Origin of the sequence: Wenzhouxiangella sp. XN201 (genome assembly GCF_011008905.1) — a bacterium.
GTDB lineage: Bacteria > Pseudomonadota > Gammaproteobacteria > Xanthomonadales > Wenzhouxiangellaceae > Wenzhouxiangella.
This window is the reverse complement of record NZ_JAAIVI010000017.1, coordinates 1,165,208-1,183,595: the sequence shown is the minus strand read 5'-3', so window position 1 is coordinate 1,183,595 and position 18,388 is coordinate 1,165,208. Positions and strand designations below refer to the sequence as shown.

General features: G+C 62.8%; 17 protein-coding genes. 8 read left to right on the top strand and 9 right to left on the bottom strand.

The genetic code is table 11. The features are described from left to right. Positions 1 to 18: 18 nt before the first annotated feature. Together G4Y73_RS05755 and G4Y73_RS05750 are read left to right on the top strand one after the other, a co-directional pair. The gene (locus G4Y73_RS05755; RefSeq protein ID WP_164228390.1) at positions 19 to 228 is read left to right on the top strand and encodes a hypothetical protein; all 210 of its coding nucleotides are present in this window, start codon (positions 19 to 21) and stop codon (positions 226 to 228) included. Further along, on the top strand, positions 218 to 835 hold the full coding sequence (locus tag G4Y73_RS05750) for a DUF502 domain-containing protein (RefSeq protein WP_164230350.1): 618 nt from the start codon (positions 218 to 220) through the stop codon (positions 833 to 835). Before G4Y73_RS05755 ends, G4Y73_RS05750 begins: the two co-directional genes overlap by 11 nt. A gap of 215 nt (positions 836 to 1,050) precedes the next feature. Here G4Y73_RS05750 and prpC read toward each other — a convergent pair whose 3' ends face one another. The 7 genes from prpC to typA all read right to left on the bottom strand — a co-directional run bounded on the left by prpC (position 1,051) and on the right by typA (position 9,484). Continuing rightward, positions 1,051 to 2,172: a 2-methylcitrate synthase gene (prpC, locus tag G4Y73_RS05745; protein ID WP_164230348.1), complete on the bottom strand. Its 1,122-nt coding sequence runs from the start codon at positions 2,170 to 2,172 to the stop codon at positions 1,051 to 1,053. Next, positions 2,169 to 3,053, bottom strand: a complete 885-nt coding sequence (gene prpB / locus G4Y73_RS05740) for a methylisocitrate lyase (protein ID WP_164230346.1) — start codon at positions 3,051 to 3,053, stop codon at positions 2,169 to 2,171. Before prpB ends, prpC begins: the two co-directional genes overlap by 4 nt. 93 nt (positions 3,054 to 3,146) lie before the next feature. Continuing rightward, positions 3,147 to 4,658, bottom strand: a complete 1,512-nt coding sequence (locus G4Y73_RS05735; RefSeq protein ID WP_164230344.1) for a PH domain-containing protein — start codon at positions 4,656 to 4,658, stop codon at positions 3,147 to 3,149. Next, positions 4,645 to 5,244 (bottom strand): PH domain-containing protein, encoded by a 600-nt coding sequence (locus G4Y73_RS05730; RefSeq protein ID WP_164230341.1) that lies wholly within the window; start codon positions 5,242 to 5,244, stop codon positions 4,645 to 4,647. Before G4Y73_RS05730 ends, G4Y73_RS05735 begins: the two co-directional genes overlap by 14 nt. Before the next feature lie 82 nt (positions 5,245 to 5,326). Beyond that, entirely contained in the window at positions 5,327 to 6,403 is a 1,077-nt protein-coding gene (locus G4Y73_RS05725) for a phosphotransferase family protein (RefSeq protein ID WP_164230339.1), read from the bottom strand. Beyond that, positions 6,396 to 7,613 (bottom strand): acyl-CoA dehydrogenase family protein, encoded by a 1,218-nt coding sequence (locus G4Y73_RS05720; protein ID WP_164230337.1) that lies wholly within the window; start codon positions 7,611 to 7,613, stop codon positions 6,396 to 6,398. The genes G4Y73_RS05725 and G4Y73_RS05720 overlap by 8 nt, the downstream gene beginning before the upstream one ends. Before the next feature lie 62 nt (positions 7,614 to 7,675). Continuing rightward, positions 7,676 to 9,484 (bottom strand): translational GTPase TypA, encoded by a 1,809-nt coding sequence (typA, locus tag G4Y73_RS05715; protein ID WP_240451216.1) that lies wholly within the window; start codon positions 9,482 to 9,484, stop codon positions 7,676 to 7,678. Between the two features lie 105 nt (positions 9,485 to 9,589). Here typA and G4Y73_RS05710 point away from each other — a divergent pair, with 105 nt between their 5' ends. The 3 genes from G4Y73_RS05710 to G4Y73_RS05700 all read left to right on the top strand — a co-directional run bounded on the left by G4Y73_RS05710 (position 9,590) and on the right by G4Y73_RS05700 (position 12,272). Beyond that, a complete protein-coding gene (locus tag G4Y73_RS05710; protein WP_164230335.1) occupies positions 9,590 to 10,858 on the top strand; it encodes an MgtC/SapB family protein in 1,269 nt (422 codons plus the stop codon). A 12-nt stretch (positions 10,859 to 10,870) separates the two neighbouring features. Next, positions 10,871 to 11,914: a succinylglutamate desuccinylase/aspartoacylase family protein gene (locus tag G4Y73_RS05705; protein ID WP_164230333.1), complete on the top strand. Its 1,044-nt coding sequence runs from the start codon at positions 10,871 to 10,873 to the stop codon at positions 11,912 to 11,914. Positions 11,915 to 11,993: 79 nt separating this feature from the next. Then, positions 11,994 to 12,272: a hypothetical protein gene (locus G4Y73_RS05700; protein ID WP_164230331.1), complete on the top strand. Its 279-nt coding sequence runs from the start codon at positions 11,994 to 11,996 to the stop codon at positions 12,270 to 12,272. Positions 12,273 to 12,313: 41 nt separating this feature from the next. Here the strand turns inward: G4Y73_RS05700 and G4Y73_RS05695 are convergent, their stop codons facing one another. Together G4Y73_RS05695 and G4Y73_RS05690 are read right to left on the bottom strand one after the other, a co-directional pair. Beyond that, positions 12,314 to 13,195, bottom strand: coding sequence for an acyl-CoA thioesterase II (locus tag G4Y73_RS05695; RefSeq protein ID WP_164230329.1), 882 nt, complete (start codon positions 13,193 to 13,195; stop codon positions 12,314 to 12,316). 7 nt (positions 13,196 to 13,202) lie between these two features. Continuing rightward, positions 13,203 to 13,766: a hypothetical protein gene (locus G4Y73_RS05690; protein WP_164230326.1), complete on the bottom strand. Its 564-nt coding sequence runs from the start codon at positions 13,764 to 13,766 to the stop codon at positions 13,203 to 13,205. Positions 13,767 to 13,871: 105 nt separating this feature from the next. Here G4Y73_RS05690 and G4Y73_RS05685 point away from each other — a divergent pair, with 105 nt between their 5' ends. From G4Y73_RS05685 to G4Y73_RS05675, 3 genes are all read left to right on the top strand, one after another. After that, entirely contained in the window at positions 13,872 to 16,280 is a 2,409-nt protein-coding gene (locus G4Y73_RS05685) for an SUMF1/EgtB/PvdO family nonheme iron enzyme (protein ID WP_164230324.1), read from the top strand. Positions 16,281 to 16,355: 75 nt separating this feature from the next. Next, on the top strand, positions 16,356 to 17,279 hold the full coding sequence (locus G4Y73_RS05680) for a hypothetical protein (protein ID WP_164230322.1): 924 nt from the start codon (positions 16,356 to 16,358) through the stop codon (positions 17,277 to 17,279). A gap of 176 nt (positions 17,280 to 17,455) precedes the next feature. Further along, complete coding sequence (locus G4Y73_RS05675) at positions 17,456 to 18,265, top strand: plastocyanin/azurin family copper-binding protein (RefSeq protein WP_164230320.1); 810 nt, start codon at positions 17,456 to 17,458, stop codon at positions 18,263 to 18,265. The last annotated feature ends 123 nt before the right edge of the window (positions 18,266 to 18,388 follow it).

Genomic DNA, 18,388 nt, shown 5'->3' with positions numbered 1-18,388 from the left:
GTAACGAGGTCTGAAGCGATGAACATCTTCTCCGCCATGGTCGCGATCGCGGCGATTATCGGCATCGTCGCGGTCGCACGCTATTGGTTCGAGGCACGCCGGAAGACCGGCGTCGACCGTGAGCACCTGGAGCGCGTGGAAATCGAACTGCGGGAACGCATCGAAACGCTCGAGCGCATCGTCACCGATCAGCGTGAAAAACTGAGGAAGCAGATCGATGAACTCTGAATCCGATCAACCCGAATCCCTCGTCACGCGACTGGTCGGCCTGTTCCTCAAGGGTCTGGCCGCGATCATCCCGATCGCGCTGACGCTGGCGATCGTCATCTGGCTTGCCGGCATCGCCGAGAAAGGAATCGGCACTCTGATCAAGCTGGTCCTGCCGGAGGACCTGTACATCACGGGCATGGGACTGATCGGCGGCATCGTACTGGTCATTGCCATCGGCGTGCTGAGCCAGATGTGGCTATTCCGCAAGTTCATTGACCTGGGCGAAGCCATTCTCGACCGCATGCCGGTGATCAAATCGGTGTTCCGGGCCACCAAGGATTTCGTGGAGTACTTTTCCAGCGACGACACCCGGCGTTTCAGCAAGGTCGTCATGGTCCGCCACCCGGAGCTCAAGGCCGGCCTGCTGGGATTCATTACCCGTGAGGAGTTCTCCGAGCTGCCGTTCGGCGAAGAGGGGGAGGTCGCAGTTTACCTGCCGATGAGCTACCAGATTGGCGGCTACACGCTTTTCGTGCCGAAGGCATGGTGCGAGCCGGTAGATATCCCCTTCGAGGATGCCCTGCGCTTGATCCTTACCGCGGGCATGTCCAGAAGAGGCGGCTAACTGCGAGACGCGGTTGGGTGCACGCATCGGGTTCATACGAAACCTTCGGTTTCGAAATCACCCGATACATACACCCAACCGCTCAAGTACCAACCTTTTAGTAAGCCATCACTCGAGCGCTTCGGATTACTGTTGGCGCGATTTCGAAACCGCAGGTTTTCGTATGAGTGCCAGCAGTGATCCGAAGCGCGTACCTGACTGTGTTACCCCTTCGATTAACGCTCGTCGATCGAAGGCACCGGACGATCTTCGGGGCCGATGTAGTCGGCACCCGGGCGGATGATGCGATTGTCGGCGCGCTGTTCCATGATGTGGGCACACCAGCCGGTCACGCGCGACATCACGAAGATCGGTGTAAACAGACCCGTGGGAATGCCCATGAAGTGATAGGCCGAGGCGTGGTAGAAGTCGGCGTTGGCAAACAACTTCTTCTCATCCCACATGGTCTTCTCGACGATCTCCGAGACCGGGAACAAGGTGTCGTCGCCGACATCTTCGGAAAGCTTGCGCGACCACTCGCGAATGATGGCGTTGCGTGGATCCTTTTCGCGATAGACCGCATGGCCGAAGCCCATGATCTTCTCTTTTTCCTCAAGCTTGCGCAGCACATCCTCGCGCGCCTGCTCCGGCGTGTGATACTGCTCGAGCATGGCCATGGCCATCTCGTTGGCACCGCCGTGCAATGGGCCCCGCAGCGATCCGATGGCGCCGGTTACACAGGAATGCATGTCCGACAGGGTCGACGCGCAAACACGGGCGGTGAAAGTCGAAGCGTTGAACTCGTGCTCGGCATAGAGAATCAGTGAGACATCCATCACCCGCGCATGCAGATCGCTCGGCGCCTTGTCGTGCAGCAGGTTCAGGAAGTGACCGCCGATGCTGTCGTCGTCGGTCTCGACGTCGATGCGCTTGCCGTCGTGGCTGTAGCGGTACCAGTAGGTGATCATCGACGGAAAGGTCGCCAGTAGGCGGTCGGCCACGTCCTGCTGCTGATCGAAACTCTCTTCGGTCTCGACATTGCCCAGGAATGAACAGCCCGTGCGCAACACGTCCATCGGATGCGCGGAAGCGGGAATGCGCTCAAGCACCTCCTTGACGGAATCGGGCAGGCTCCTGAGCGACTTCAGGCGCTTCGTGTAGGCATCCAGTTCGTCGCGATTGGGCAGATGGCCCTTGAGAATCAGGTGGGCCACCTCGTTGAACGAGGTCTTTTCGGCCAGCTCATCGACGGCATAGCCACGATAGCGAAGGCTGTTGCCGGCGGCCCCGACGGTACAAATCTCGGTCTGGCCAGCGGATTGGCCACGCAGGCCGGCTGTGGGTTTCTTCTCGCTCATGACGACTCCTTGCTGAACAGTTCGTCGAGTTTGGCTTCGTATTGATAGTAATCAAGATAGTCGTACATCTCGTCGCGCGTCTGCATGATATCGATGACATCACGCTGATGACCCTGCTCGAGCAGCGCACGATAGACCGTCTCGGCCCCCTTGTTCATGGCCCGGTATGCACCGCAGCAGTACAGAACGATATCCACGCCGACTTCGCCGAGCTCGGGTGTGGAAAACAGCGGGGTCTTGCCGAATTCGGTGATGTTGGCCAGGATTGGCACGCCGACCGCCTCACGGAATCTGCGGTACTGCTCCAGTTCCTGCATGGCCTCGGGAAAGATCATGTCGGCGCCGGCTTCGGCACAGGCAACAGCACGCTCGATGGTGGCCTCTTCCCCTTCCACTGCCAGCGCATCCGTGCGCGCCATGATGACAAACGAATCGTCGCGGCGCGAATCGACGGCCATCTTGACCCGGTCGACCATTTCGGACCGGGAGACAATCTCCTTGCCCGGCCGGTGGCCGCAACGCTTGGTCTGAACCTGATCTTCGATATGTACTGCGGCCGCCCCGGCCTTTTCCAGCGAACGGATGGTCCGAGCGATGTTGAAGGCGCCGCCAAAGCCGGTGTCGCCATCAACCAGCAGGGGCAGATCGCACGCGTCGGTGATTCGGCGCACGTCGATCAGGACGTCTTCAAGCGTACTGATGCCCAGATCGGGCAGACCCAGCGAGTTGGCCGCAAGCCCGCCGCCGGAGAGGTAAATGGCCTTGTGGCCGATCTTCTCGGCCATGCGTGCGCTGAGCGCGTTGATGGTTCCGACCACCTGCAAGGGCGGCTGTTCGGCGACCAGCTTGCGAAAGCGAGCGCCTGGGCTTGAATCGGGCATCGTGAACCAGTCTCCGGATCGAGAAAACAGCCGCGCATTTTATCACGGGGCGGTGCCGGAACCGTACGGGCAAACCCGGACCTGCCCGGACGATCAGACCCGGTGCGCGGCCGCTGTTTCCGCGGCAAAGATGGCCCGATTGGCCAGTGCGACGGCATCGTCCAGGGCAATGAACGGAATCGTGACCTGTCCGTGGGGCAGGATCAAGCGAACCGAGGCCAGCCCGTGACGCCTGAAATACGGCGTGCGCACGACGATGGCCTGCTGCACCAGGGTCAGCTCGAAGGCATCGCGCCTGAGGCCGAACAGCCCCTGCTGTACCCAGCACACACCATTGTCCAGGTGCCAGCCCCAGCAGCGCCAACTGCGGTGAACCAACCACAGGACCAGCAACAGCACGCCCAGGCCGGCGGCCACCCACAGTTTCTGCTGTGGCTGTTGCCACGCAACCAGCCCGGTCAGGACCAGAGCACCGGCACTCAGGCGCGTCCAGAAGAAGGTTCGAAAGCGCCGACTGATCGGCCGGAAGTGCTCGGGCAGATCGAACCCCGGCAGCAATCGCTGAACCAGGCCCAGGTCACCGCGACGCAGGCCCGGTATCAGGAACTGCGGAGCGGAAGGATCGACTTCGATCTCCTTGCTGCTGGCCTGCTTGCCGACCAGGTACCACTGACCGAGCAGGCGTCCGAGCGCCGTCTGATACAGCGTCAGGCCGGTCAGCTTCTCGCGCCTGAGCGTCTGCTCGCGCCGGTTCAGCGCTCCGCCCACGGCCCGGAAGCGGTCGCCATGATCGCGCAGGGAAAAACCGTGAAAGCGAATCAGCGAAATCACGCCGGAGAGAACGAAAACCAGAATCACCAGGCCGAGCAGCAGGCCGAAGGCGCCGGCCCAGCCCAGTTCAAGCACGCGCTGCACGATCAGGCTGACACCGATCGAATCGATCCACTGCTCGATCCGGTCCCACATCGATCCGGACAGCCAGGCGGCCACGCCGGCGATCAACCAGACCTGGTTACTGACCAGGCCGTGCGTGAACAGGCGCAGACCGCCCGGTTCGTGCAGCAGAGAACCATTGCCGGGTGCCGATTCGGCGTCCGCCGATTCGCCCGCTTCCTGAACCGCCACATCAACCCCGCCACTTGCCCGGGCGATATGGTCGCGCAGTGCCTGAGCCAGCTCCCGGCTAATGCCCGGTAGCGCAACCTCGGTCGTTTCGGCACCGGGCGTCTCCAGCGTGAACCGGACCAGTCCGAAGGGTCGGAAATAGACCGGCTGGCTCAGCCCGACGTTCTGGACACGGGCAAAGCGGATCCGCAGATCCTTGTTCTCGATCAGGCCGCGACGAACGCGAATGGCATCGCCCTCAATGCGAAAACGAAAGCGCCGATGATAGACCGCCGCGATCAGCACGGCCGCAAGTAGCGCAACCAGCCCGCCGAGCACGAACTCGCGCAGACCAAGGCGATCAAGAAAGGCGAAGCCGACGCCGGCGCCGGCAAAGACATAGAGGTTTTCGCGAATGAAATTCGCGCCGCCATTGATGATCAGAAACAACAGCGCCATCGGGGCCAGACGCTGCCAGCGGTTGAGGTCAATCGACGTCACGCCCCGACTCCTCTCCGCCCGCAAGGCTGACCGGTGAATCATCATCGTCGGCGGTGGCGGCAATCTGCTCAAGCAAGTACTGTCGCACCCGTCGTGCCGATGCTCGATCCAGACCCTTGACCGTCAGGTCGGCGCTCATGCCGCCGGCCGTGAAGCACTTGAGTCGCATCAGGCCGAGATAACGCTCCAAAGGGCCGTGTACCGCCTCGACATGTTGAATGCGGGCAAACGGCATGATCACGGTCTTGCGCCAGAGCACACCGTAGCGACAGATCAGATCGTGCTCGCGCAGCGCCCAGGCTCGGGTTCGGAAGTCGAGCCGGGCGTAGACTGCACCCGCAACTGCCATTGCCAGCGCAGGTAACGGTAGTAGCCAGCGCTGTGACCAATCCGATACGCCGCCCAGATCAAAGGGCAACAGGCCCGCGACTGCTGCCGCGGCAGCGAGAATCAACCAGATGGCGGTTTGCGTAACCAGCGCCCAGGGCAGATAGGCCGGCGCCACCGAGGTCAGTTCGACGCGCCGAAAATCGGGTAAATCGGTCGCGGCAACCTGCCGGTTGCTGAAAATCTCTGTTTGCTCCATCCCCGATCCAGTACCTGTCGAATAGCGGCGCTCAGTGTCGCGCAGCCACGAACGGCCTTCCAGTGACATTCGTCATGAACACTCAATTCGCCCGGCGAATAACCCGCCGACAGCGCCACAAGAGATAGTTCACTGCCAGCCAGAAGTGCCTGAACGCCTTGTTTCGGGTCTGCTTATGGTGATAGCGATAGTAGATCTGCTGGGCAATGACGGCCAGGCGAAACAGGCCGTAGACCTCGTAGAAGGCCCAGTTTTCCGGCTCGAATCCGGTCTTATTGCAGTAGTAGTCGAGCACCTCGCGGCGCGTCATCATGCCCGGCAGGTGCGTGGGCTGTCGACGAAAACCGCGAAAGTAAAAATCATCGTCGGCCTGCACCCAGTAGGCCATCGAATTACCCAGATCCATTAACGGATCGCCAAGAGTCGCCAACTCCCAGTCGAGTACACCAATGATGCGCATCGGGTCATCAGCGTCGAGCACCAGGTTATCGAAGCGGAAATCACCGTGAATTACGCGGATGGCGACCTCGTCGGGAATGTGATCGGCCAGCCAGTCCGTGACGTAGCGCCCGGACCCGACGTTCCAGGTCTGGGCCTTGCTGAAGCGGCTCGACCAGCCCTCGATCTGGCGGCGGTTGTATCCCGCGCCCTTGGCCAGGGTGTCCAGCCCGGCCGCCTTGACGTCGACCGAGTGCAGTTCTATCAGGCGATCGATCGCATTGCGGCATAGCGTTCGGACCTGTGCTTCATTCAGCGCCATTCCCGCGGGCAGGTTGCGCCGCAGGATGATCCCTTCGATACGCTGCATGACATAGAAATCGCAGCCCATCACGTCGTGATCGGTACACAGCGCCAGCATTTCCGGCACATAGGGAAATACCGGCTTGAGCGCATACTGGATATCATGCTCGCGCACCATATTGTGCGCCGACTTCGCCTTGGTACCCGGCGGCGGTCGACGGAGGATCAGGTCGCGATCGGGATAGCGCAACAGGTAGGTGAGGTTGGAGGCGCCCCTTGAAAACTGGCTGATCTCCGGGCGCCCCGCCAGGCCATCAAGCTGTTCCTTCAGCCAGGCGTCGACCGCCTCGACATCAAAGCGGTCTTCGGCTCGCAGGGCGCGCGGCCGGTCGATCAGATCGTTCGACGCCTCAGTCATTGCGCTCACGGTACCGGGCCAGTTCGAATCGCGCCACCAGCGCCTTGTGAACCTCGTCGGGCCCGTCGGCAATGCGCAGCGCCCGGGCACCGGTCCAGGCGGCAGCCAGCGGGAAATCGTCGCTCATCCCGGCCCCGCCATGGAGCTGCATCGCCATGTCGATGACCCCCTGCGCCATCGAGGGTACCGCCACCTTGATTTGACTGACTTCGTTCATGGAGCGGGTAATGCCGCGATGGTCGAGGCTCCAGGCCGCCTTGAGCACGAGTAGCCGGGCCTGTTCGATCGCGATACGCGCCGCGGCGATGCGCTCGGCGTTGCCTCCCAGCTTGGCCAGCGGCCGGCCGAAGGCCTCGCGTTCCAGCGAACGCTTGCAGGCCATCTCCAGGGCCCGTTCGGAAAGCCCGATCAGGCGCATGCAGTGATGAATTCGCCCTGGCCCGAGCCGTCCCTGGGCAATCTCGAAACCCTTGCCGGGCCCGGCGATGATCGCCGATTTCGGCAAGCGTACGTCGGTAAAACTGACTTCGCCATGACCGTAGGGCGCGTCGTGGAAGCCCATGGCGTTGAGCATGCGCTCGACTTTCACACCGGGCGTATCGAGCGGCACCAGCACCATCGAGTGGCGGTAGTGACGATCAGCGTCCGGATCGGTCAGCCCCATGAAAATTGCGACCTTGCAGTCGGGGTGGCCAATGCCGGTCGACCACCACTTGCGACCATTGAGTACGACCTCATCACCATCGACAATGGCCGTGGCTTCCATGTTGGTCGCATCCGAGGAAGCCACGTCAGGTTCGGTCATGCAGAACGCCGAGCGGATCTCGCCGGCCAGAAGCGGCTTCAGCCACTGATCCTTCTGCTCATCGGAGCCGTAGTGGTAGAGGACCTCCATGTTGCCGGTATCGGGGGCGTTGCAGTTGAAAATCTCCGGGGCGATCAGCGAAGCCCCCATCAACTCGGCCATGGGTGCGTAATCGAGATTGCTCAGTCCTTGCCCAAGCTCGTCGTCGGGCAAGAACAGGTTCCATAGCTTCTGCTCTCGGGCCTGGCCTTTGAGCTTCTCGATGACCGGCAGCACTTGCCAGGGATTGTCGAGCGCAGCCAGTTCACGGTGGTAGTCGACCTCGACCGGCTCGATCTCCTTGCGGATGAATCGCGCCAGTTCGCGGGCGATGGCCTGCGCTTTTTTGGAAGGCGTGAAATCCATAGGGGTCGCTCGCTTGATGGAGCACCCATGTTAGCCCAGGTCGGCCGGAAGGATTACTGTCGCTAGGCGCTTCGCTCCGCCCGCTTGCGCTCGTGTTCCTTCAGATAACGCTTGCGCAGACGGATATGCTCGGGCGTGACTTCGACGAGCTCGTCGTCGTTGATGAACTCCATGGCCTGCTCCAGGGTCATGCGCACATGTGGGGTGAGCTGTACTGCGTCGTCCTTGCCCGCGGCACGGATGTTGGTGAGCTTCTTGCCCTTCATGGGATTGACGACCAGGTCGTTTTCGCGCGCGTGCAGGCCGATGATCTGGCCCTCGTAGACGTCCTCGCCCGGGCCGACGAACAGCTTGCCGCGATCCTGCAGATTGAACAGGGCGAAAGCGACGGTGGTGCCGTTTTCCATGCTGATCATGGTGCCATTGGCGCGTTCGGCAACGCGCTCGGTGGCCGGACCCCAGTGATCGAAGACACGGAAGAACAGGCCGGTACCGGAAGTCATCGTGCGGTAGGCGCTCTGAAAGCCGATCAGGCCCCTGGCCGGCGCCATGTAGTCGAGTCGAACCCGGCCCCTGCCATCCGGCTGCATATTCTCGAGCTGGCCCTTGCGCTCGCCCATGGCCTGCATGACCGCGCCCTGATAGGCCTCCTCCATGTCGAGAACGACCTGCTCCCAGGGTTCCAGAATGTCACCGTTTTCATCCTCGCGCTTGCGCACCCGCGGGCGCGAAACGGCCAGTTCGTAGCCTTCGCGGCGCATGGTCTCGATCAGTACCGCCAGGTGGAGTTCACCGCGACCGGCAACGTCGAACTGCTCGGGATCGGAGGTATCGGCCACCTGCAGGGCGACATTGTGAGTCGCTTCCTGATGCAAACGCGCGCGCAGCTGGCGGCTGGTCAGGTACTTGCCCTCCCGGCCGGCGAACGGTGAACTATTGACCTGGAAGGTCATGTGGATGGTCGGCTCGTCGACGGTCAGGGCCGGCATCGGCTCGACATTGGCCGGATCGCAGAGCGTGTCGGAAATGCTGATGCCGTCGATACCGGAGACGGCGATGATATCGCCGGCAGAGGCCTGGTCGACCTCCTCGCGCTTGAGACCCTTGAAGCCCAGCACCTGCAGGACACGGCCCGAGCGCTTGTTGCCTTCGCGATCGACCACGGCCACTGCCTGGTTGGGCCGGACACGGCCGCGCTTGATCCGGCCAACGCCGATCAGCCCGACATAGGACGAATACGACAGGCTCGAAATCTGCATCTGGAAAGGACCGTCCGGATCGACAGCCGGCGCCGGGACGTGCTCGACCAGCGTTTCGTACAAAGGCGTGAGATCCCCTTCGGTGACGTCAGCTTCCAGAGAGGCGTATCCGTTCAGGGCGGAGGCATAGACGACCGGGAAATCGAGCTGCTCGTCGGTGGCGCCGAGCTTGTCGAACAGATCGAAGGTCTGGTTGAGCACCCAGTCCGGCCGCGCACCGGGCCGGTCGACCTTGTTGATCACCACGATCGGCCTGAAACCCATGGCAAAGGCCTTCTGAGTCACGAAGCGCGTCTGCGGCATCGGGCCGTCAACGGCGTCGACCAGCAGCAGGACGGAATCGACCATGGACAACACCCGCTCGACTTCGCCGCCAAAATCGGCGTGACCGGGGGTGTCTACAATGTTGATGCGCCAGCCCTGCCAGTCGATGGCGGTGTTCTTCGACAGGATCGTGATGCCGCGCTCGCGCTCCTGATCCTCGGAATCCATCATCCGCTCTTCCAGGCGCTCGTGTGCGGCGAACTCGCCGGACTGGCGCAACAGCTGATCGACCAGCGTGGTCTTGCCGTGGTCGACGTGGGCGATAATGGCGATGTTTCGGAGCTTCATGACGGGCCGCGCTTCATTGAGATAACCGCCCATTATACCCTGCATCGCCTCCTCTGCGCCTGGGGCGGCTGTTTGAAAGTGACGCCGCCGCGGTAAACTGATGGCATGAGCCTTGAGCTGGGAGCATTCTTTCGCTTGGCGGTCGCCTTGGCCATTGGCCTGCTGATCGGTATCGAGCGCGGCTGGCAGCGGCGTGACACCGAGGAAGGCCAGCGCGTCGCCGGCCTGCGCACCTACAGTCTGATCGGGCTGCTCGGTGGCGTGGTCGGCATCATGAGCCAGGACGGTGGCTATCTTTTGATCGGACTGGTCTTTGTCGGGCTGGCCATCGCCAGCGCGACGGCCTACATGGCCACGACGCGGGCCGGGCACGATTTTGGTATCACCAGTGAGACTGCCGCGCTGGCGACCTACCTATTAGCCGTGCTGGCCGGCGTGGGAGAGATTGCCCTGGCCGCGGCGGCGGCGATCGTCATGGCGCTGCTTCTCGGTTACAAGGAAAGCCTGCATGGCCTTCTCAACACGCTTCGGCGCGAGGAACTGACGGCCGGGCTCAAGCTGCTGCTGATTTCGGTGGTGCTGCTACCGATCCTGCCCAATCGCGGGTTCGGCCCCTGGGAGGCGCTCAACCCCTTCGTGATCTGGTGGATGGTCGTTCTGATCGCCGCCATTTCCTTCTTCGGCTATATTGCGATCCGGGTGGCTGGCCCGAGACGCGGGATTGTCTTCGGCGGCCTGTTCGGCGGCATGGCCTCATCCACTGCCACGACGCTGGCATTTGCCCGGATCGGGGCACGCGAGGGCAGCCTGTCTTCCGTGCTGGCCGCCGGCATCCTGTTGGCCTGCGGTTCCATGATCGCCCGCATGATGATCGTTGCCACGGTCATTCATGCACCCCTGTTGGAAATCATCTGGTTGCCCGCAGTTGTGCTGCTGGTCACCACGCTTTTGCCGGTGGCCGCCTACCTGGCCCACCGCCCGCATGGCGAGAAAGGCGACGGGGACGCCACATTGCTGCGCAACCCGATGGAACTGAAATCAGCCCTACTGTTCGGCGCCTTGCTCGCGGTGGTCATGCTGCTGGGCAAGGCGCTGTCGGCCTGGGCCGGCGATCTCGGACTGTGGGCTTTGGCCGCTGCCTCGGGTATTGCCGACGTTGACGCCATTACCCTGTCGCTGTCGCGCATGAGTCAATCCGAAATCTCCCTGCAGGTCGCTGTCATCGGGATCATGATCGCCGCCAGTGCCAATTCCCTGACCAAGGGCGGCATGGCCCTGGCCATCGGCGGCCGGGCGCTGGGCTGGCGCGTGCTGCTACCGCTCGGTACTGGCGCCCTTCTATCTCTGCTGGTCGCCTTCTGGCAATACCAGTAACGGATGTATTAGATGAATTCACATGACCGTACCCTGACCATCGGCGGCGTAGCCATTCAGCCCGGCGAGCGACGCAGCATCGATCTGGAAGTCGGGCGGCTCTACACCCACTCGCCCACGACCATGCCCGTGCAGGTGCTGCGCGGCAAGCGTCCCGGCCCGGTACTGTTCGTCTCCGCCGCCATTCACGGCGATGAGCTCAATGGCGTGGAGATCATCCGCCGGCTGATGAAGGTGCCGGCACTGAAGCGCCTGAAGGGCACATTGATTACTGTGCCGATCGTCAACCTGCACGGCTTCATCAACCTGTCACGCTACTTCCCGGACCGCCGCGACCTCAACCGCAGTTTTCCCGGTTCCGAAAAAGGCTCCCTGGCGGCGCGGGTAGCCAACCTGTTCATGACCGAAATCGTCAGCCAGGCCACGCATGGCATCGACCTGCACACCGGCGCCATGCACCGCGCCAATCTGCCCCAGATCCGCGCCAACCTGGACAACGAGGAAACCCTCGAGTTGGCCCGCGCCTTCGGCACGCCGGCCATTCTCAACTCGGCCCTGCGCGACGGCTCGCTGCGCATGGCCGCCATGGACCACGACATTCCCATACTGCTCTACGAGGCCGGTGAAGCGCTGCGCTTCGACGAATTCGCCATTCGCGGCGGTGTCGAGGGCGTTGTGCGGGTCATGCGCCAGCTTGGCATGCTCCCGAAAACACGCAAGAAGCCGCCGCCGGAGCCGGTCATCGCCCGCTCCAGCAGCTGGGTGCGCGCCCCGCAGAGCGGTCTTTTTCGTGCCTATGTCGCGCTGGGCGACCGCGTGACGCGCAATGAAACGGTGCTCGGTGTGGTTTCCGACCCCTTCGGCGAGGCGGAAATCGAGGTGTATTCGCCGTGGTCCGGAATCGTCATCGGGCGCCTTAACCTGCCGCTGGTCAACGAAGGCGACGCCCTGTGCCATATTGCCCGCTTCTATCGCACCGACATCGCCCACGAGCGGGTCGGCGACTACACCGAAACACTCGAAGCCGAGGATTTTCCCTACGGCGAACAGAGTTGAATACCGGGAGATGACGCCATCCGGGCATCAATTTCGTATTATGGTTTAGAGACGAGCGAATTTTTCTGGAGCCTCAACGATGAAACAGCTTGCGATGATCCTGCTTCTGGCCGTCCTGGCCGCACCCGCAGTGGCGCAGGACTATGAAATCACTCGCTGGACCATCGCCTCCGGCGGCACCATGGAAAGCAGCGGCGGCGACTGGTCATTGAAGGGCACCATTGGCCAGTGGGAGGCCACCGAACCGCGCGAACTCAGCGGTGACCAGTGGCGACTGACCGGCGGCTTCTGGTCCGGCCTCCTGCAGGAACTCGAAGACCTGCTCTTCCACGATCGATTCGAGGACGAATCATCCTGATGACGGTATGTCGGGGGACATGAACTCATTCGACGTCCGAATTACCCACCTCTCCGACGCTTGGCCGGATCCCAGGGCCGGATCACACCTTCCTGGGCGGTCGAAGCGACCAGCTCACCCGACTGCGTAAAGAACTGTCCGCGCGTGAAGCCACGCCCACCGTGGCTGGTCGGACTGTCGCAGGCATAAAGCAGCCACTCGTCGACCCGGAACGGGCGGTGGAACCATAGCGCGTGGTCGATACTGGCCATCTGCACCGGCCGGGTGCTGAAATCCAGGTCGTGCGGCAAGGTGGCCGTGCCCAGCAGTTCGTAATCCGACACATAGGTGAGCAGGTTGCGGTGCAGTTCCGGCTCGTCCGGCAGCGCTTCCCAGGCACGCATCCATACATGCTTGCGCGGTGGCCGTGGCTGTGGATCGATGAACTTGGGCGCTTCGACCGGGCGAAACTCCAGCGGCGGCCGGTGCGCCAGCAACCGGCGCATTTTCTCGGGCACCTTGTCGATGATCGAGTCGTGGATATCGATGCTTTTCGACAGGCCATCCGGCCCGGGCACATCCGGCATTTCGACCTGATGATCGTAGCCGGCCTCGGCCGCGTGAAAGGAGGCCGCCAGGTTGAGGATCGGTCGACCGTGCTGGACGGCCACAACGCGGCGATTGGAATAGCTGCCGCCGTCGCGCGAGCGCTCGACCTGGTAGACGACCGGCTGATTGAAATCCCCGGGCCTGAGAAAGTAGGCGTGCAGCGAATGCGGCGAGCGTTCCTCAACCGTGCAGTGCGCCGCCGACAGCGCCTGACCCAGAATCTGCCCGCCGAAAACCTGTGGCGCACCGATGTCGCGGCTCTCGCCGCGGAACAGGTTGTCTTCCAGCCGCTCGAGATCGAGCAGGCCAATGACCTCCGAAAGCGCTTCATTCATGGCCCTTTCAGTCCTCCCAGCCCCAGGGCGCCGGCGGCGGCTCGACCGGCTCGCTCAGGTCGAAGTCAATGCGGAATACCCGCGGCGTTCCCAGTCGCCACAGTCCGTAGGTAAAGGTCTCGCCGGGATGAACCCGCATCACCCAGACATTGGAGAAGGCCGCCTCGATGATCTCGCGCGTGTGTTCGTCGGCCGGAAAGTACTGCTCGGTAGCGCGGCCGGCGTTGCTGGACGTGCCGCCATACATCGTTACCTCGTCTTCCGAGCCGTCCTCATGGCGATGATCGTGCTTGAGCTCGATGCGATCGTCCTTGCGGGTCAGCACCCAGGTACGTGACCGATCATCACCGACCATGAAGGGAATCCGGATCACCTCGTCACCACACTGGCGCACATGCATGATCAGGCGCTGTCCGGCGAAGTCATCCTCGCCCTCGGGTGATTCGATCAGGCGGCCTTCGTAAGCCTGACCGCACAAATCCTTGAGGCTGGACCAGTATTCATCGACGGGACCGGCCTGGACGACAAGCGGGAATGCGGTGACGGCGGCGATCAGCAAGTGCTTCTGCATGATTGATTCCAGTGAGCAAGGCCAGAGGGCACTATAGCGAATGCCGAACCGCGATGGGCGGCGCATCGATTGACCGCTTGCCCCATCCCGAGCAGTCCGCTATATATGACAGCCATGCGCTATCGCTTTGGCGGCTTCATCCTCGACTCGCGCACCGGATCGGTCGACGGGCCGGACGGACCCTTGCCCCTGCGTCGCCAGACCTTCCGTCTGCTTGAGGTACTGCTCGAGCATGCGCCCGAACTGCTCGATCGTGACACCCTCCTTGACCGGGCCTGGGGCCGTACCGCGCTTTCACCCAATGTTCTGCCGCAGGCGATCAGCGAACTGCGGCAGGCACTGGGCGACAGTGCGAAGGAACCGCGCTACATCGAAACCCTGCATCGCCGGGGCTATCGCATGGCCTGTTCCGTCGAGCTTGTTCCCTGTGATGCGCCGACAGGGGCAAAAACTTCGCCCGACGAGCAAGCAGCGATACCGGTTGACCGGGAACCGGCCACGGCGGCGCCTTCCCGGCATGTGGGATCGATCGCCGTCCTGGCCGCGCTGGCTGGCGTCGCCGTACTGATCATTGCGTGGTGGCACTCTTCCGGCGAGCGCAATCGCCTGTATACGCAGCACCTTCCCGAAATTCGCGGATTGCTCGATGCCAACGTCGCCGCCGGCTGGGCAAAAGCCCGCGAGATACGACAAAGGCACGGAACCGAACCCACCCTCGAACAGCTCTGGCGCGACATCAGCCTGCCGGTGACCCTGACCAGCAAACCCGAGGGAGCCGACGTTTACGTCCGCGGCTATAGCCAAAGCGACGACGGCTGGGTCCATCTCGGCCGCACGCCGCTAGTTGATGTCGCGGTGCCGCTCGCCAATATGCGCTACCGCGTCGAACGCACTGGTTTTCGCGCGATCGAAGCCGCACCCAGCGTGCTGCCGGTCGCCGAACCCTTCCACCTGCACCCGGATGATTCAGCGCCCGGAAACATGGTCTACGTCCCACCAGGCCCGGTCGATTACAACGGCGAGCGCGAAGCCCTTCCAGGCTTCTGGATCGACCAATACGAAATCAGCAACCAGGAGTTTCGCGAGTTCATCGATGCCGGCGGCTACGAGAACCCGGAGTTCTGGCCGGCCACGATCAGCATCGATGGCAATGCAGTTGAGTTCGATACCTACATCGAGCGTTTCGTCGACACCACCGGACAGCCCGGTCCGTCCACCTGGTCGATGGGTACCTGGCCGGAGGGCCGGGAAGACCACCCGGTCGAGGGTGTGAGTTGGTTCGAAGCCGGTGCCTTCGCCCGCTGGGCCGACAAGCAACTGCCGACCGTCTTCCACTGGCGCCGCGCCGCCGGACTGGGCACTCGGCAGGCGCAGAACTTTTCCGACATCGTGCTCGCCAGCAACTTCAACAGCCGCGGAACGAGCGAGGTCGGCAACAGCAACGGCCTGGGCGCCTACGGTACTTACGACATGGCCGGCAACGTGGCCGAATGGTGCCTGAACCCGGCCGGCAACCTGCGCCACATCGCCGGCGGCTCGTGGCTGGAGGACAGCTACCGCTTCCGCGACCCGGACGCGCGCGACCCACTGAGCCGGGACCCCGGAACCGGTTTCCGCCTGGTCCGGACCGAAGCGCCGATCGAACGTGAACTGGCGCGATCCCTGGGAACCGGGAACTTCGAAGTCCCCGAACCAGTCGACGACGCCACCTTCGAGATATACGCACGCCAGTTCGAGTACGATCCACTGCCGCTCGAAACTCGGGTGGAAGAAGGTGATAACAATCATCGCGACTGGTATCGCGAGCGGGTCAGTTTCACCGCCGCATATCCCGGCGAGCGTGTCTCCGCCTGGATCTACCTGCCGCGCAACGTCGACACGCCGGCTGCGACCGTCGTCAATTTTCCGGGTGGCGATGCCCTCATGCTCGACGACAGCCGCAAGGCGGGCCTGCGCCACGTCGAACCTTTCCTGCGCAGCGGTCAGATCGTCGTCTACCCGGTCTATCGCGGCACCTTCGAGCGCCGCCTCGATCCGCCCGCGGGCCCGAACTCCTGGCGTCAGCTGCTCGTCGATCAGATTCTCGACCTGCGCCGCACGCTCGACTATCTTGAAACCCGCGACGATATCGACACCAAGCGTCTCACGCTTCACGCGGTCAGCTATGGCGGTTATCGCGCACCGTACGCGCTTGCGGTCGACGACCGCTTTCAGAGCGCCATCGTGCTATCGGCGGGCGTGATCCCGGCCGACCGTGCCCCGCGCGAAGTCCAACTGCAGGACTACCTGCCCCGAGTAACCGTACCGTTCCTGCTGATCAATGGCAGGGAGGACTTCACCTTCCCCCATCGCCAATCGCAACTGCCTTTTTTCGAGCTGCTCGGGACGCCCGAGGAGCACAAACGCCATGTCGTCCTCGACTTCGGCCACCTGCCGCCGAACTACACCGAGGTGATCCGCGCCTATCTTCAATGGTCCGACCGATGGCTGGGTGAAGTCGACGGTACCGGTTGAGAGCGAACGCCTGCTTTTTCGCCGGCCAGTGTGGACGGCGTTACACTCTGGAGCAGGTTGCCGGGAGATTTCGAAATGACTCCAGCAATACTGAAGTCCGGCGGGAAAGTGATAATCGGCGGCTTGCTGTTGTTCCTGGCCGGGACCGTGCCGGCACAGCCGGTGGTCGATCAGGGAGAGCACCTCGCCTCTGACCGACCCGAGGCGTGGGCGATGGCCTACTTGAGCGGCACGACGCTGTTTTCCGGCTTCGGGCCGGCCGCCAGCACCGAATTCGGCGCGATCCACCTCGGCGCCGGCGCCGCGCATATTCCCCATATTTCCACCGAACGCCGGCGCGTCGGCTTCAACGGCACCAAACTGGAAGACCTCAACAAGTTGCCGATCTTCGGGCGCCTTCGCCTGGCCGTGGGACTGCCGGCCGATTTCACCCTCGAGCTGGGCTGGACTCCGCCGGTGGAAATCAACGGCGTCAAGGCAAGACGTTCCCTGGATCTGGCGCTGGAGCGGCCGTTGTTGGAAAGCGGCCGCTGGCAGGCAGGCGCCCGGGCGTTCTACCAGTACGCACGCATCAGTGGCGACTTCACCTGCAGCCGGGAAACCGCCGCCAACCCACCCGGCTCGCCCGGCAACCCCTTCGGCTGCCGCGCACCGTCCGACGATCGTTCCGTCATCGAGCAGTACGGGCTTGAAATGGCCGTTTCGCACCGGCTCATGAACGATCGACTCGAGCCGTACCTGGCGTATGCCGCCACCCGCATGAATCCCCGCACGCACGTTCGCGCCAGGGTATTCGAAGTGCTCGACCGCTCCCTGCTGACCACGGACCTGACTACACACACCATCACCCTGGGAACGATCCTGCGCCCGGCCAGACGCTGGGAAGTCCTGGCCGCACTGTCCTGGACGCCGTTGCATGTCCGTCGTCCCCCGCACCGCGCCCGGCAAAGCGACGATCTCTACAGTGCTCGCCTGATGCTGCGCCGCCGATTTCGCTAGCGCGGCTCATTTGCACCTGTAAACCATTGGTGGTAATTTCAGTTGACGGGTGGATGTGCATTCGTGTGACAACGTCAACCGCCTGAATGCCTCGGTACCCTCTCCGCCCGTGGCCGTGCGCCCGCTTCAGGCGCGACCGTCGGCAGCATGCAGGCGGAACATGGAGGTAGGTGGTCATGAGACGATTCATACTTGCCACGATCCTGCTTAGCCTCCCGATCGCGACAACTGCCCAGGAAGTCCACGACGTCGCGGTCAGGGACAACTTCTTCAGTCCCAAGCACCTCACCATCACCGCCGGCGACAGCGTGCGCTGGACCAATCAGGGCGCCAATCCCCACAACGTGGTTGAGGACGACGGCGCATTTCGTTGCTCCAACAACTGTGCCCCCGGCGACCCTTCCTCCAGCGACTGGTCGACGGAACTGACCTTCGACGAAGCCGGTGAAATCGGATATTACTGTGAAGTCCACGGTTCACCCGGCCTCGGAATGTTCGGGACCATTACCGTGGAGGCGGCTGGAAACGGCGAGCCGGAAGGCCAGCCCATCAACTTCGGCATGACCGGCTCCTGGTTCAATCCCGAAACCAACGGCCAGGGCATCATTCTCGACGTTGTCTCCAGCGGCGATCCACCCTCGCTCCACGGCTTCTGGTTCACCTTCGACCTGGATGGCAACGGCGGCCCGCCCGGGCTCCGCTGGCTAACAACCGGCGGGAAATACGAAGAAGGCGACAGTACGGTCGTCATGGAAGTCTATCTGGTCGTCGACGGGGCCTTCGATCTGGCCGAGCCACCGGCAACCGATCCGCAGACCATCGGTATGGCCGAACTCAGCTTCGAGAGTTGTACCGATGCAACCCTGACCTACGATCTCGATTTCGACGGCGATCCGGATCTGCAAACTTCAGGCTCCATCCCGTTGCAGCGCCTGACGCCCGATGAGATGTGTGAAACGCTGGCAGACGACGGTTCTACGAACTGAGGCTGGCCGGTAACCGGCGCCCGAACTGTCGGCACTCCGGGAGCGATCGAATCGCCGGATCGGCGATCATCGGGCTGGCTTGTACGCCCATCAACGCAGCGCCCAACCCGAGCCATCGGGTAG

Coding starts and splice junctions, on each gene's coding strand:
- G4Y73_RS05750 (WP_164230350.1), top strand. CDS start 218: ATGAACTCTGAATCCGATCAACCCGAATCCCTCGTCACGCGACTGGTC.
- G4Y73_RS05725 (WP_164230339.1), bottom strand. CDS start 6,403: ATGACTGAGGCGTCGAACGATCTGATCGACCGGCCGCGCGCCCTGCGA.
- G4Y73_RS05685 (WP_164230324.1), top strand. CDS start 13,872: ATGACAGCCATGCGCTATCGCTTTGGCGGCTTCATCCTCGACTCGCGC.
- G4Y73_RS05700 (WP_164230331.1), top strand. CDS start 11,994: ATGAAACAGCTTGCGATGATCCTGCTTCTGGCCGTCCTGGCCGCACCC.
- G4Y73_RS05675 (WP_164230320.1), top strand. CDS start 17,456: ATGAGACGATTCATACTTGCCACGATCCTGCTTAGCCTCCCGATCGCG.
- G4Y73_RS05705 (WP_164230333.1), top strand. CDS start 10,871: ATGAATTCACATGACCGTACCCTGACCATCGGCGGCGTAGCCATTCAG.
- G4Y73_RS05710 (WP_164230335.1), top strand. CDS start 9,590: ATGAGCCTTGAGCTGGGAGCATTCTTTCGCTTGGCGGTCGCCTTGGCC.
- G4Y73_RS05690 (WP_164230326.1), bottom strand. CDS start 13,766: ATGCAGAAGCACTTGCTGATCGCCGCCGTCACCGCATTCCCGCTTGTC.
- typA (WP_240451216.1), bottom strand. CDS start 9,484: ATGAAGCTCCGAAACATCGCCATTATCGCCCACGTCGACCACGGCAAG.
- prpB (WP_164230346.1), bottom strand. CDS start 3,053: ATGCCCGATTCAAGCCCAGGCGCTCGCTTTCGCAAGCTGGTCGCCGAA.
- G4Y73_RS05730 (WP_164230341.1), bottom strand. CDS start 5,244: ATGGAGCAAACAGAGATTTTCAGCAACCGGCAGGTTGCCGCGACCGAT.
- G4Y73_RS05695 (WP_164230329.1), bottom strand. CDS start 13,195: ATGAATGAAGCGCTTTCGGAGGTCATTGGCCTGCTCGATCTCGAGCGG.
- G4Y73_RS05720 (WP_164230337.1), bottom strand. CDS start 7,613: ATGGATTTCACGCCTTCCAAAAAAGCGCAGGCCATCGCCCGCGAACTG.
- G4Y73_RS05755 (WP_164228390.1), top strand. CDS start 19: ATGAACATCTTCTCCGCCATGGTCGCGATCGCGGCGATTATCGGCATC.
- G4Y73_RS05680 (WP_164230322.1), top strand. CDS start 16,356: ATGACTCCAGCAATACTGAAGTCCGGCGGGAAAGTGATAATCGGCGGC.
- prpC (WP_164230348.1), bottom strand. CDS start 2,172: ATGAGCGAGAAGAAACCCACAGCCGGCCTGCGTGGCCAATCCGCTGGC.